The organism is Paractinoplanes pyxinae (genome assembly GCF_026626335.1).
In the GTDB taxonomy this organism is placed as follows: domain Bacteria; phylum Actinomycetota; class Actinomycetes; order Mycobacteriales; family Micromonosporaceae; genus Actinoplanes; species Actinoplanes pyxinae.
Genome location: NZ_JAPNTZ010000019.1, coordinates 180143 through 194057, shown reverse-complemented (window position 1 = coordinate 194057; position 13915 = coordinate 180143). Strand labels below are relative to the sequence as shown.

The window sequence follows — 13915 nt, the reverse complement described above, 5'->3', positions numbered from 1 at the left end:
GGCGTCCCTTCGTGCTGTCGTGTCACAACGGGGGTTTTCCATGGCAGTCTTTCCGACGTACGCCCGAAGGCCGGGCCCGAGAGCGATGCGGGCGATGCGCGCCGTCGGCGCGGGCCTGGTGCTCGCCCTGGGCGCGCAACTCGCCGGCGCGGGAGTGCAGCCCGCCTTCGCCGAGGCGCCGCAATTCACCATCGACGAGCTGCGCGAGGCCGCGGCGTCCGACGTGCTGGGCGGCGGGCCGTCGGTCAAGCGGGCGGCCGAGGCGGCACTGGTCGGTTCGGAGCAGGACCTGCGGACTTACAGCGAGGCCGGCTTCGTGCAGGCCCGCGCGGCCGACGAGCGGCTGGCCGCGCAGGCCCTGGCCGGCACCGACGGTCCCGCCCTGACCGCAGCCGCACTGTCCGCTCTGGACAAGTCGCCGGCCGAGCTGCGGGCGTTCGTCGACGGCGGCTGGAAGGCCGCGTGGGCCGCGGACGAGCGGGTGCGGGCGTTCCGGATCCTCGACGCCGGTGGCCCGACGGTGCAGGCGGCCGCCCAGCGGGCGGTCAACGGCTCGCCCGCCGACCTCAACGACTTCCTGACGTCGGGCCGCCGCGCGGCCGAGCACGCGGACGACCGTCTGGCGGCGACCCGCATGCTGACGGGCGCGGCCAACAACAGCGGCGCGAAGCTCAACGAGGCCGCGCAGAAGGCGTTGTCGGGCACCCCGGAGGAGCTGGCCGAGTTCCTGCGGTGGGGCCAGTACGTGGCCCGGGCCCGCGACGCCGAGCTGGCCTCCATCCGGAGCCTGACCGAACAGGCCAAGCAGGCCGGTGCGGCCACCGCGCGCGAGGCGCTGGCCGCCGAGGAATCGTCGACCCAGGCCGGCAACGCGGCCGCCGAGGCCAAGGCGGCCGCGCAGGCGGCTGTCGCGGAGGCCAAGGCGGCCGGCGGGGACGCGAAGAAGGCGTCGGCCGCAGCCGGCCGGGCCGCGGACGCCGCCGACGGCGCTGCCGCGGCGGCCCGGGAAGCGGTCGAGGCGTCGAACGCGGCCATGCGGGCCGCCCGGACCGCGGCCGACGCGGCGCGCAAGGCCACGGCGGCCGCCTCGCTGACCGCTCAGGCGGCGTCGCGGGCGCAGCGGGCGGCGACGGCGGCGCGGCTGAACGCGGGCGACGCCCGGCTGGCCCGCGAGGCGGCCGAGGCTGCCCGCGACGCGGCCGCCCTGGCCAAGGAGCTGGAGCAGGTCAAGGCGCAGCGGGACCGGGCGCAGGCGCAGGCCCTGGCGTCGGCGGTCGCCGCCGGCAGGGCCGGAGCCAACGCGGACGCGGCCGCGTCCGCCGCCGACGAGGCGTCGGCCCAGTCGGGTGTGTCCGCACAGCAGGCGCAGCGGGCCCGCAACGCGGCCGCGCAGGCGCGTTCGGCGGCCCGGACCGCCGACCGGGCCGCGGATCGGGCCGAGTCGCTGGCCCGGCAGGCGCAGCAGGCCTCGAACGAGGCGTTCGCGCTGGCCGAGTCCGCCGCGAACCATGCCAGCACGGCGGTGACGCAGGCCAACGCCGCCGCCGACGCCGCCGACCGGGCCGAGTACTCGGCGATCGAGGCGGTCAAGCACGCCAAGGCGGCCGACGCGGCCGCCCAGACGGCGGTCGCCGCGGCCACCGAGGCCACCAAGCTGGAGGCCCTGGCCCGTCAGGACGACGCGACGCGACTGGCCGAGTGGACCGAGCAGGGCGTCGCCGACGCCCAGGCGGCGGTCGAGGCCGAGCGGGAGACCGCCGCGGCCGGTGGCGAGCTCGCCGCCTGGAACCGGTCGCTGCTGTGGGACACCGCCGAGCAGGACCGCATCGACGCCGCGACGAAGGCGTTGCTGACCGAGGCGACCGCGACCGGCGCCGACCCGGCCGTGGTGCTGGACCGGGGCCGGCGGGTCGCGCTCGCCCTGACCTACACCGGTGGCGACTGGACCAAGCAGGCGGCGCAGGACGCGCTGGGCGGAACCGACGCCGACCTGCGGGAGTGGCTGGCCACGGGCCGCCGGGACGCGGCCGGTCAGGACGACCGGGCGCGGGTGTGGCGCCTGGTGGACACGTTGCCCGACGGCGCCGAGAAGACCGCCGCCCAGGCGGCACTCGGTGGCGACGACGCGGTGGTCGAGCAGTTCCTGCGTACGCGGAACTACCCCGGCAAGGTGGCCAAGGACCGCCAGACCGCGTACGCGATGCTGCCGAGCGCGGGCGCCAACCTCAAGGCGGCCGCCAATCGGGCCCTGGCCGGCACGGCGGCCGAGCTGCACGAATTCCTGCGCACGGGTCAGTACGCGGCCCGGGCCGCCGACGACCGGATCACCGCGACCGCAGTGCTCGACGGTGGAGGCCCCGAGGTCAAGGCCGCGGCCAAGGTCGCGCTGGCCGGCACGGCCTCGCAGCTGGCGTTCTTCCTGACCACCGGCCAGTACGAGGCCCAGCAGCGCGACCTGGAGCAGGCCGCGCACGTGGCGACGGTGAAGAAGCTGCTCGCCGAGGCCGCCCAGTACGCGCAGAAGTCGCTGGAGGACGCGGGCCGCGCGGTCGAGGCGGCCGAGCGTGCCCAGCAGCACACCAAGGAAGCCGACGCGGCCAAGTCCCGCGCCGACAAGGCGGCCAGTGACGCGACCACGTTCGCCAACCAGGCCGCGGCCTCGGCCGAGGCCGCGCGCAAGTCCGCCGAAGACGCGGCCCGTTCGGCCCAGACGGCCCGGACCGCGGCCAACAACGCGGCCGCGAGCGCCAGCCAGGCGGCCCGTTCGGCGGCCACCGCCACCGCCGCCTCCCGGCGAGCGGCAGCCGACGCGGCGAGCGCGCAGGCGGCTAAGCGGGACGCGCGGGCGTCGGCCGAGGCGGCCGGCAAGGACGCGGAGGCGGCGGCCAAGGCGGCCACCGAGGCCGCGCAGATCTACACCAACCGCGTGAAGCAGGCCGAGCTCGACCGGCGCAGCACGGAGCCCGGCAGCGGGCCGGGCGGGCAGGGCACCGCGGCCGACGACCACAAGACGTGGGGCTGCCTGTCGCTGGAGGCGTCGTCCGCGTCGCGGGAGTGCCTCGACGTCCTGACCGACTTCGCCGACAAGATGCTGCACCAGGAACGGTGCAAGTCGCCGGCCACCGCGGCGTCGGCCGGCTGCACGATGCTGGGCGACGTCAAGGAGTTCATCGGCGAGAACGGCGACCTGCTGCTGGACCTGCTTCAGCTCACGCTGATGGCCTGCGGCCTGGTGCCGGCGGCGGGCGAGGTCTGCGACGGCATCGACGCCGCGGTGTCGTTCAGCCGTGGCGACTGGGTCGGCGGCCTGCTCTCGGCGGGCGCGGCCGTGCCCCTCGTGGGCTACCTCGCCACCGCGGGCAAGGCCTGGAAGAACTCCGACAAGATCCGCGACGTCCTCAAACTCGTCGAGAAGCTCAAGCTCAAGAAGGGCAAGTGCCCCGGCCTCGCGCCCCGCAACAGCTTCGTGGCCGGCACCAAGGTGCTGATCCGCAGCGGTGACGACCCCGAGGACGACACCACCGCGAACATCGAGGACGTCACGCCCGGCGTCACCAGCGTCGAGGCGACCGATCCGCTCACCGGCCGCACCGCGGTCAAGCCGGTCACCGCGCTGATCACCGGCCAGGGCGTCAAGCACCTGGTCGACATCTCGCTCGACGAGGACGCCGACCCGTCGACCGCATCCGCGGTCATCACCGCCACCGACGAGCACCCCTTCTGGGTGCCCGCCCGCAACGCGTGGCTGCCGGCCAAGGAACTGGCCACGGGCACGGCCGTGCAGGCGTACGGCGGCCGGCCGGTCGCGGTCACCGCGGTGGCCCAGCGCACCGAGACCACGACGGTGTACAACCTGACCGTCGCCGACACCCACACGTACTACGTGCTGGCCGGCGCCGTGCCCGTCCTCGTGCACAACGACGAGGAGATCGTGCGCGTGGGCCGGTGGATGTCCCAGGAGGAGTTCGACAAGATGCAGGCCACCGGCAAGGTGCAGCCCGGCTACGGAAGCGGCATGTCGTACGTCGTCTATCCGGCCGACAAGGAGGCTTACCGGTCGGCCCGGCCGGGCTCCGTCTACGCCGAGTTCGACGTGCCCAAGTCCTCCCTGATCAAGGGCGGCCGGCCCGGCGACTACAAGATGGCCGACTCCACTACGATTTTCTCGCGGCTGAACGTGCAGCGCGGCGGCCTGCCGCTCGAACTGCCGGACGCGGGCAACCTGGAGATGTGCTGATGGACGCCGACCTGCTCGCGCACGCCCGGCAGTGGATCGCCGGCGGCCGGGCCGAGAACCCGGCCTGGGACGCCACGTCGGACCTGCGGGAGTCCCCGGCCGGTCACGTCCCGCGCACCCTGAGCTGGGTCGTCGAGGACGCGAACCGGATGGCCCAGGTCGTCCTGTGGGAGGACGGCCAGTCCGAGACCGACCTGGCCGACAGCGAAACCGGCGAGGTGCGAACCCAGTCCCGCCTGCTGTCCGGCCCGCCCGACGTGGACGACCTGCTGAACACCGTCCGCGACTGGCTCCGCCCGGCCTGACCCCGCCCTGACCGGCCGGGCGACCTCCCGTCGCCCGGCCGCGGGGCACACGCTCGATCGATGATCCTGATAGCGTGCCCGACCATGAACTGCGCGGTTTGCGGCACCCCACTGGATCACGCGGGTCAGGGTCACACGTGCCGTGGTGGGGCGGTGGCCGCGGTGCCGCCGCCGCGGCGGTGGCTGGTTGCCATGTGGGTGGTGGCGGGGGCGGCTGTGCTGTTCGCCGTGCATTCGCTGGTGCGGGCGGCGATCGCGGCCGACGTGTTCACGCCGCCGGCGGGGTTGCCGGTCACCGCCCTGTCGTACGCCGTGCCGCTTGCGTTGTTCGTGGCCTTCGTGGTCTGGGCGAACGTCACCCGCAGCGTCGTCGAGGGCCTGGGCGGCGTGGTGCAGGTGGTCCAGAACTGGGCCATCAGCGTGCCGACGCTCGTCATTTTTCTGTCGTACGTGCTACCGGCCAAGACCCCGGCGGCGTTCCACCTGGGCCGGGCCGTGGCCGGTCTGCTGCTGGTGGCCGGGCTGCTGATCAGCCGGAGCAAGCTCCAGCGCTGGCTCGTCGAACCCGCTTCGGAGCCGCTGCCGCCGGTCGCTCCGCCGCGGTCGGCCGTGCCGACGTTTCCGCGGACGGCGCCGCTGTTGCCGCCGGTCGAGGTTCAGCCGCGGGACTGGGACGCCTCGGCCTGGGACCCCGAGATCCAGGCCGACATCGAGCGGCGGCGCCGCCGGGACTGACCCGCGGCGTCTCAAGCTGAGACACCCCACGCCGCCCGCGCGCGGTGGGATGACGGCATGGAACCGACCACGTACGCCGAGCTGGCCACCATGGTCGCCGTGCTCGGGGTGGCCGGCATGGTCCTGGCGTCGCTGACCGTGGTCGCCCTCAAGGTCGTCCGCCCCGACGAGTGCCCGGCCTACGTGCGAGGCCGCATCCGCTGGTGGAATGCGCACAACGTCGCGTTTCTGATCGCCAGCACGGTGGTCGCGGTGGGGGGCCTGGCCGCTCTGAGCATTGCCTGAAGGGGCCGACTATTTCCGTTACGACCGGCTTCCTCTTGACTCGCCGCTGTCAATTTTTAAGACTGTTGCGTATTACCCCCTATCCTCTCCCCGGAGGACATCCCCATGCGCAAGTCCAGGTTTTTCATCGCGGCGACGGTCATGCTGGTCGCCCTCGGAGCCGGCCTCGCCGTCGGCTCCCGCAGTGACACGGCCGAGGCGGCCGTCGTCTGGAACGAGGACTTCAACGGTCCGGCCGGCAGCGGCGTCGACACGTCGAAGTGGAACTTCGACACCGGCGGCAGCGGCTGGGGCAACCAGGAGCTGCAGTACTACACCAACGGCACCAGCAACGTGGCCATGAACGGGCAGGGCCAGCTGGTCATCACGGCCCGCAAGGGCAGCGGCGGCAACAGCTGCTGGAACGGCGCCTGCCAGTTCACCTCGGGCCGCATCCAGACCTCGGGCAAGTTCACCCAGCAGTACGGGCACATCGAAGCCCGCATCCAGGTCCCCAACGGCTCGGGTCTGTGGCCCGCGTTCTGGATGCTCGGCGGCGGCAACTGGCCGACCGACGGCGAGATCGACATCATGGAGGTCGTCGGCCGCGAGCCCAACCAGCTGTTCGGCACGCTGCACGGCCCCGGCTACTCGGGCGGCAACTCGTACGGCGGCATCACGACCTCGAGCACGCCGTGGTACCAGGCCTTCCACAACTACGCCGTGGACTGGTCGCCCAACCTGGTCGTCTGGACCGTGGACGGCCGGGAGTTCTTCCGGGCCACCCCGGACTCGCTGCGCGCGGCCAAGGGCAACGTCAACTGGGTGTTCAACCACGGGTTCTTCATCATCCTGAACCTGGCCGTGGGCGGTAACTTCGGTCAGGGCAACCCGGCCGGGCTGCCCGCCGAGAGCAAGATGCTGATCGACTACGTGCACGTGAGCACGTCGACCACCACGCCGCCGCCGAGCGGGGGCGGCAACGCGCTCAAGTCGAGCCTGAGCGGCCGCTGCATCGACATCCCGGGCGCCAACCCGGTCGACGGGGCCCGGCTGCAGACCTACGACTGCAACGGCACCGGCGCCCAGCAGTGGGCGGCCAACGGCGACGGCACGCTGCGGGCGCTCGGCAAGTGCATGGACCCGGCCGGCGGCGCGCTCGCCAACGGCACCCCGATCCAGCTGGTAACTTGCAACGGCAACCCGGTCCAGCGGTTCACCCTGTCGGCCGCGGGCGACCTGGTGAACGTCTCGGCCAACAAGTGCGTCGACGTGAAGGACCGCAACACGGCCAACGGCGCCCAGCTGCAGCTGTGGGACTGCTCCGGCCAGCCCAACCAGAAGTGGACGCGCGCCTGATCCACTCGCCGGGGCCGGACGGCGCTCGCCGCCGGCCATGACGAGTTGACGCCGTCATGTTGACGTATTGACGTGTTGAATCAACACGTCAATACGTCAACATTCGCGTCAACACATCAACATGTCCCCGCCGCGCCGCGCCGCGCCGCGCCGCGCCGCGCCGCGCCGCGCCGCGCCGCGCCGCGGGCGGAGCGGGCCGGGCCGTCAGGCGGTCGCAGAGTCTCCTCGAGCCAGGCCGCCAGGCGCTTAGCGGGGCTTCGAGCCAGGCCCAGGCCCAGGCGCTCAGCAACGGCACCGGGCGGTCAGGCGGTCTGCAGGGTCTCCTCGAGGCGGGCGGTCAGCGCCTCGGCCGTCAGCGGCCGGGCGAAGTGGTAGCCCTGGGCCGTGTCGCAGCCGATCTCGCGCAGTGCTTCCGCGGCCTCCTCGTCCTCGACGCCCTCGGCCACGACCGTCAGGCCCAGGCGGTGGCCCAGTTCGACCGTCGAGGCGACCAGGGCCCGGCTGCTCTGGTCGTGGGCCAGGTCCTGCACGAACGAGCGGTCGATTTTCAGCTCGGCGATCGGCAACACCTTCAGGTATGTCATCGACGAGTAGCCGGTGCCGTAGTCGTCGATGGAGGCCTTCACGCCGGCCTCGCGCAGGTGCTGCAGCGCTCGGATGGCCGTGTCGGGGTCGCTCATCAGCGCGTACTCGGTGACCTCAATCGACAGCAGGTCGCCGGGCACGCCCGTCTCGGCCAGCAGCGCCGCCACCGTGGCCGGGAACTGCGGGTCGAGCAGGCTGCGGGCCGACACGTTGACCGCGACCGGCACCCGGTGGCCGGCGTCGAGCCAGGTCCGGGTCTGCCGCAGCGCCGTTGTCAGCACGCGCTCGGTGAAGCGGTGCATGAGGTTGGTGACCTCGAGAACCGGGATGAACTCGGCCGGCGAGATCGGCCCGCGCTCGGGGTGGGTCCAGCGGGCCAGGGCCTCGACGCCGACCAGGGCGCCGGTGTCGACCGCGACCTTCGGCTGGTAGTTCAGGGTGACCTGGTCCGGGTCGTCGATGGCCCGGCGCAGGTCGCCGAGCAGCGAGAGCCGCGCGGCCACGTCGAGCCGCTGCTCGGTGCGGAACCGCTGGAAGCCGGAGCGCTGCTGCTTCGCCTCGTGCATGGCCGCGTCGGCGTGCCGCAGCACGGTGGCCACGTCCTCGCCCTCGCGGGTGGTGTGCGCGCCGATGCTCACCTCGAGGTCGACGGTCACCTCGTCGAGCACGAACGAGCGGTCGAAGGCCTCGGTGAGCCGGGCCGCGATGGTCTCGCCGACGCGTGGATCGTCGTCGAGCAGCAGGACGGCGAACTCGTCGCCGCCGAGCCGGGCGATCAGGTCGTTGCCCTGGCGCACCAGCGTCGACAGCCGCCGGCCGGCCTCGATCAGCAGCAGGTCGCCGATGCGGTGGCCGAGCTGCTCGTTGACGTCGCGGAAGCCGTCGACGTTGATGACCAGGACCGTCGGAGAGCCGGGCAGCGTCTCGGCCAGCCGGGTGGTGAACGCGGTGCGGTTGGGCAGGCCGGTCAGCGAGTCGGTGGCGGTCATCCGCTCGACCTGGCGGCGGTGCGCCCGGCGGGACAGGCCGAAGCCGCCCAGCACGATCAGGCCGAGCAGGAACACCACGAGCACGGTGATCACCGAGTTGCGGGAGTCGTGCAGGGCGGCCGTCTGCATGCGGTCGTACTCGGCCAGGTGCTCGGTCTGCTCCTCGAGCAGGTGGCTGAGCATCGACTCGTAGGCCGGCTCGAGCAGGATGTCGACGGTCGTGCGGGCGGCGCCGCGGTCGCCCCGGTCGAGTTCGGCCAGGAAACCGACGATCACCATGTGCAGGTTGCCGTGCTGCTTGGCCAGGGCCGTCGCGTGGGCGCGGTGCTCGCCGTCGATGGCGGCCATCCGCTCCATGGCCTGGGCGGCCTGCTCGTTCACGGCCAGCAGGCGGTGCCGCTCAAAGGCCACGGGTTCGAGCACGGTGGCCTGGACCGTCGCCATCTCGGTGGTCAGCGCGAAGGCGGCCTGCTGGTAGGCGTCGGCGTCGCCGGCCGAGGCGGCGACCTGACGCAGGAGCTGGGCCTGCTGCCAGTTGGCGACCACGGCGTAGCCCGAGAGGAGGGCGAACAAAAAGGCCAGTACAACCGTCAGGACGCGAGGCGCTCGCAGGACCGACACCGCAGCCTCCCCGTCCGTCGTCGCGGGCGCAGTTACCCACTGATGCGAGCATCGGACGTGCGGGTTCCCGGTTGACCCCGTTCGGGTTGCCAACCGGGAGCAGATTGACCTCAGCTCAGAAACGTGTCGTACAGCAGGAAAGCGTTGAGGCCGATGATCAATGTGGCTATGCCTGCGGCGACGGCGGTGGTGAGGGGCTTGTTGACGAAGGTGCCCATGATGTCGCGGCGGCGGGTGAGCAGCAGCAGCGGCACCAGGGCGAACGGGATCCCGAACGAGAGCACGACTTGCGAGACGACCAGGCTGTCGGTCAGCGGCAGGCCGAGCGCGAGCACGACCAGGGCGGGCGTCATGGTCACCGCCCGGCGCACGAACAGCGGGATGCGGCGGCGGATGAATCCCTGCATGACGACCTGACCGGCGTACGTGCCGACGCTGGACGACGACAGGCCGCTGGCCAGCAGGGCGACCGCGAAGGCGAGGGCCGCGCCGCCGCCGACCAGCCGGCCCAGGCCGTCGTGGGCGGACTGGATCGCGTCGCCGTCGCCGAACGGGGTGCCGTGGAACAGCGACGCGGCGATGACCAGCATCGACAGGTTGATCAGGCCGGCCGCGCCGAGCCCGATCAGGACGTCGAGCCGCTGGAACCTCAGCAGTTCGCGTTTCTCCCCGTCGTCCCGGCAGGCGACCCGCGACTTGGTCAGCGCCGAGTGCAGATAGACGACGTGGGGCATGACCGTGGCGCCGATGATGCCGCACACCAGCAGCAGGCTGTCGCCGCCGGCCAGGCGCGGGATCAGCCCCGAGGCGAGACTCCCGGCGTCGGCGCCGACCACCAGTAAGTCGTACAGGAAACCAAGGAAGACGATGCCGAGCAGGCCCGCTATGGCGAGCTCGAAACGGCGGTAGCCGCGCTGTTCGAGCGCGAGGATGCCGAACGCGACGACCGCCGTGATCAGGCCGGCCGGGAACAGCGGTACGTGGAACAGCAGGTACAGGCCGACGGCGGCGCCCAGGAACTCGGCCAGGTCGGTCGCCATCGCGATGACCTCGGCCTGCACCCACAGACCCCGCGAGACGGGCTTGGGGAAGTGCTCGCGGCAGAGTTCGGGCAGGTCACGGCCGGTCGCCACGCCGGCCTTGGCCGACAGGTACTGCACGAGCATGGCGCTGAGATTGGCTACCACGATGACCCAGGCCAGCGTGTAGCCGAACTGGGCGCCGGCGGTGAAGTTGGTGGCGAAGTTGCCGGGGTCGATGTAGGCCACGGCGGCGACGAACGCCGGGCCGAGCAACGCGACCGATCCCCGCAGTCGGCCGCGTGCCCGGATCTGCTGGAAAGGCGGAGCGACGGCCATCTAGGCGACCGACGGGCCCAGGCCCAGCGACTGCGGGGTGCTGGAGTCGGGCGACGGCTGGCGCAGGCCCTCGTCCAGCTCGCCGATCTCGCTCATCAGGGCGGGACTGCCGCCCCACGGCGTCTGCTCCTCGGCGACCAGCGTGTTGGTGGTCAGCAGCAGCCCGGCCACCGAGGCGCCGTTCTGCAGAGCCGAGCGGGCCACCCGCAGCGGGTCGACGATGCCCATCTCGATCATGTTGCCGAACCGGCCCTGCAGCGCGTCGAAGCCCTCGTCCGGCCCCAGCTGCGAGACCCGGGCGACGACCTCCTGGCCCGCGAAGCCGGCGTTGGTGGCGATCAGGAAGGTGGGTTCGGGCAGCGCGCGCCGCACGATCTCGACCCCGGTGGTGTAGTCCTCATCCTTGATCTCCAGGCCGTCGAGCGCGTCCGCTGCGTGCAGCAGGGCCGCGCCGCCGCCGGCCACGATCCCCTCGGCCATGGCGGCGCGGGTGGCCGACAACGCGTCCTCGACCCGGTGCTGCAGCTCCTTGAGCTCGGCCGGGGTCGGCGCCCCGACGTGGATCACCGCGACCTTGCCGGTCAGGGCGCCGATGCGCTCGGTCAGCACGTCCTCGTCGGCGCCGAAGGTGGCCCGTTCCAGCTCGGCCCGCAGCTGGGTGACGCGGAACTCGATGTCGTCGGGGGAGCCGCCGCCGTCGATGATCGCGGTCCGCTCGGACTCGACCCGCACCTGACCGGCCCGGCCGAGCTGGTCGAGGGTCATCGTCTCGAGCGTGAAGCCGGAATGCCGGCTGAAGACGGCGCCGCCGGTGATCGCGGCGATGTCCTCGAGCTTGTGCAGCCGGCGGTCGCCGAAACCGGGAGCCCGTACGGCGACGCACTGGAAGATGCCGTTGACGTGGTTGTGGGTGAGCATCGACAGGGCGGTGCCCTCCACGTTCTCGGCGATGATGATCAGCGGCCGCGGGGCCCGCATGATCTTGTCGAGCAGCGGCATGAGCTGTTGCACCTTGGTGATCTTCTCGCTGCACAGCAGGATGTACGGGTCGTCGACGATCGCCTGCAGCCGTCCCGGGTCGGTGACCATGTAGGGCGACAGGTAGCCGTTGTCGAACTCGAAGCCCTCGACGAAGTCGACGCTCATCCCGTGCCGCTGCGACTCCTCGACGGTCACGATGCCGCCGTCGCCCACCGTGTGCAGCGCCTTGGCGATCACCGCGCCGACCACGTCGTCGTCGTTGGCCGAGATGGCCGCCACCCGCGTCAGTTCCTGTTCGGTGCTCGCCCGGTGGGCGGTCGTCTGCAGGCGCTCGACCAGGCGGTCGACGGCCAGGTCGACCCCGCGTTTCACGAGTACGGGGTTGGCCCCGGCGCCGATGGCCGACATCCCCTCACGGACGATGGCCTGGGCGATCACGGTGGCGGTGGTGGTGCCGTCGCCGACGATGTCGTTGGTCTTGATCGCGGCTTCCTTGACCAGCTGTGCGCCCATGTTCTCGAACTGGTCCTTGAGGTGGATCTCGCGCGCGATGGTGACGCCGTCGTTGGTGACCACGGGCGAGCCGGTGATCTTCTCGATGATGACGTTGCGGCCCTTGGGCCCGAGCGTCGACTTGACCGCCTCGGCCAGCTTGTCGACGCCGGTCTGCAGCAGGACGCGCGCGTCCGTGCCGTAACGAAGTTCCTTGGCCATCGGGGTCTCCTTAAAGGGCCACTTCGCCCTGACCGTCGGTGTCGTAGCGGTGCCGCAGCATGCCGCGGCAGATTCCGGTGTTGGCATCCAGCGAAGTGCGGGTCAGACGCGCCTTGCGCAGATGCAGCGGAACCTCGTCGGCGCCGACCGCGGCGCCGGTCTTCGGGTCGATGAGCAGGGGCGTGTCGTCGGTGCAGGGGAGCCCGAGATCCCGCCGCCGCCTTTTCAAACGGCTCAGCGCGGGGGAAGCGGGCACGTCGCCGAGCGTCATGGTCGCCAGCGGGAAGCCGGCGAGGGGCCGGCACACCGCGTCAGTCCCGGCCAGCACGGCCTTGCGCAGGAAGTCCGCGCGAAGCGAGTCCAGCTCGTCGACGGCCTCCCCGTCGAACGACTTCACGAACCCGGCCCGAGCCGCCACACCCTCGTTGATGGCCTCCGACGCGAAGTGATCATCGAGAACGACGTGGGTCCGATAACCCAGAGCGGCCACCTGGTCGTAGGCGTCGGCCACCATGAGGTACGCGAAATTGGGCGCACAGAAGTAGGTCGGCAGCCGCAGATGCACCTCGGCCGCGCCGTCCTCGGTCACCACGGCCGACGCGACGAAGCCGAGCGTGGTGATGGGCTCGTCCAGCTCCGGGTCGCGCACCTCGGCCAGAGCGGCCAAGATGCGCGAACCCGTGGTCGTGGCGGTCATCCGAGCGAGGCTGCCGGCGACGCCGAGCTGACGCCGACCGAGTCGTCCCGGGCCGCCGGCTCACCCTCGCCCTGATCGAGCTGGAATTCCTGGGGCACCTCGATGCCGTACAGCTTGGCCGCGTTGAGCCCGAGGATCTTCTTCTTGGTCGCGGTCGTCACCCGGGGGTAGTCGCTGAACTCGTCGCTCGGGTAGTCCCAGTCGACGAAGCCCTCGATCTGCCACTTCGGCTCCCAGATGCCGTAGTCGCTGCCGAAGGTCATCTTGTCCTCGCCGACCCAGAACAGCAGCTCGCCCATCACCTTGGCGAAGAACTTGGGCCGGGCGTGCATCAGACCGCCGATGACCACTGACAGACCCGCGTACACGTTGGGCTCCTGCGTGGCCATGAAGCAGAAGTCCTCGATGCGGGGCAGGCCGACGTGCTCGACGATGAAGTTGAGCTGCGGGAAGTCGGTCGCGGCGTGGTCCACGTCGGAGACGTCGAACGCGTCCTTGTCGAGCGGCCAGATCGTCGGGCCCTTGTGCACGTGGACGTTCTTGATGCCGAGTTCCTGGGCCTTCTCGAGGTAGCGGTAGGCGGCCGGGTCCTTCAGCGTCCAGCCGCGCGAGCCGTTGTTCCACTCGGCCGTGTAGAGCTTGAGCCCGATGCTGCCGTACCGGGCGACGTTCTCCTCCAGCTTCTTGAGGCCGTCGTCGCCGTCGCGCGGGTCGAACCGGGTGTTGGCGATGAACTTGCCGGGGTGCTTGGCGCCGAGGGCGGCGTTCTTCTCGGTGGTGTTGAAGCCCTCGCGGTACCACTCGGTCAGGTACGTCGGCTGGAAGATCGCCACGTCGACGTACCCGTCCTGGAAGACGTCCTTCATCAGGTCGTCCTCGGTGTACGACATGAACTTCTCGATCGGCCAGTGCGTCTCCGGCGGGCCGAGGCCCTGGTAGGCGTGGAAGCACTCGATCCAGCCCTTGGCGTACTGCTCGGCCCCCGGCACCCAGTTGTCGGGCCCGGCGTTCCAGTAGTGCATGTGGCTGTCGACGACGAAGTACTTCTCTCCGTCCTTTTCGTACATGCC

General features: G+C 71.7%; 10 protein-coding genes. 5 read left to right on the top strand and 5 right to left on the bottom strand.

The window, feature by feature from the left end:
• Window positions 1–94 precede the first annotated feature (94 nt).
• From OWR29_RS40755 to OWR29_RS40735, 5 genes are all read left to right on the top strand, one after another.
• Window positions 95–4237: a TreTu family toxin gene (locus OWR29_RS40755; protein ID WP_267568944.1), complete on the top strand. Its 4143-nt coding sequence runs from the start codon at window positions 95–97 to the stop codon at window positions 4235–4237.
• Window positions 4237–4542 (top strand): immunity protein TriTu family protein, encoded by a 306-nt coding sequence (locus tag OWR29_RS40750; RefSeq protein WP_267568943.1) that lies wholly within the window; start codon window positions 4237–4239, stop codon window positions 4540–4542. The genes OWR29_RS40755 and OWR29_RS40750 overlap by 1 nt, the downstream gene beginning before the upstream one ends.
• Window positions 4543–4695: 153 nt before the next feature.
• Window positions 4696–5277 carry a hypothetical protein gene (locus tag OWR29_RS40745; RefSeq protein ID WP_267568941.1) on the top strand — a complete coding sequence of 194 codons (582 nt, stop codon included), beginning with the start codon at window positions 4696–4698 and terminating at the stop codon, window positions 5275–5277.
• Window positions 5278–5334: 57 nt separating this feature from the next.
• The gene (locus OWR29_RS40740; protein WP_267568940.1) at window positions 5335–5562 is read left to right on the top strand and encodes a hypothetical protein; all 228 of its coding nucleotides are present in this window, start codon (window positions 5335–5337) and stop codon (window positions 5560–5562) included.
• 105 nt (window positions 5563–5667) lie between these two features.
• Entirely contained in the window at window positions 5668–6900 is a 1233-nt protein-coding gene (locus tag OWR29_RS40735) for a ricin-type beta-trefoil lectin domain protein (RefSeq protein ID WP_267568939.1), read from the top strand.
• A 302-nt stretch (window positions 6901–7202) separates the two neighbouring features.
• Here OWR29_RS40735 and OWR29_RS40730 read toward each other — a convergent pair whose 3' ends face one another.
• The 5 genes from OWR29_RS40730 to OWR29_RS40710 all read right to left on the bottom strand — a co-directional run bounded on the left by OWR29_RS40730 (window position 7203) and on the right by OWR29_RS40710 (window position 13912).
• Complete coding sequence (locus OWR29_RS40730; protein ID WP_267568937.1) at window positions 7203–9095, bottom strand: putative bifunctional diguanylate cyclase/phosphodiesterase; 1893 nt, start codon at window positions 9093–9095, stop codon at window positions 7203–7205.
• Between the two features lie 110 nt (window positions 9096–9205).
• Complete coding sequence (locus OWR29_RS40725; RefSeq protein WP_267568936.1) at window positions 9206–10453, bottom strand: Nramp family divalent metal transporter; 1248 nt, start codon at window positions 10451–10453, stop codon at window positions 9206–9208.
• Window positions 10454–12148, bottom strand: a complete 1695-nt coding sequence (gene groL / locus OWR29_RS40720; RefSeq protein ID WP_267568935.1) for a chaperonin GroEL — start codon at window positions 12146–12148, stop codon at window positions 10454–10456. It abuts the gene before it with no gap.
• A 10-nt stretch (window positions 12149–12158) separates the two neighbouring features.
• Window positions 12159–12845 (bottom strand): iron-sulfur cluster assembly protein, encoded by a 687-nt coding sequence (locus OWR29_RS40715; RefSeq protein ID WP_267568934.1) that lies wholly within the window; start codon window positions 12843–12845, stop codon window positions 12159–12161.
• On the bottom strand, window positions 12842–13912 hold the full coding sequence (locus OWR29_RS40710) for an amidohydrolase family protein (RefSeq protein ID WP_267568933.1): 1071 nt from the start codon (window positions 13910–13912) through the stop codon (window positions 12842–12844). Before OWR29_RS40710 ends, OWR29_RS40715 begins: the two co-directional genes overlap by 4 nt.
• Between the last annotated feature and the right edge of the window lie 3 nt (window positions 13913–13915).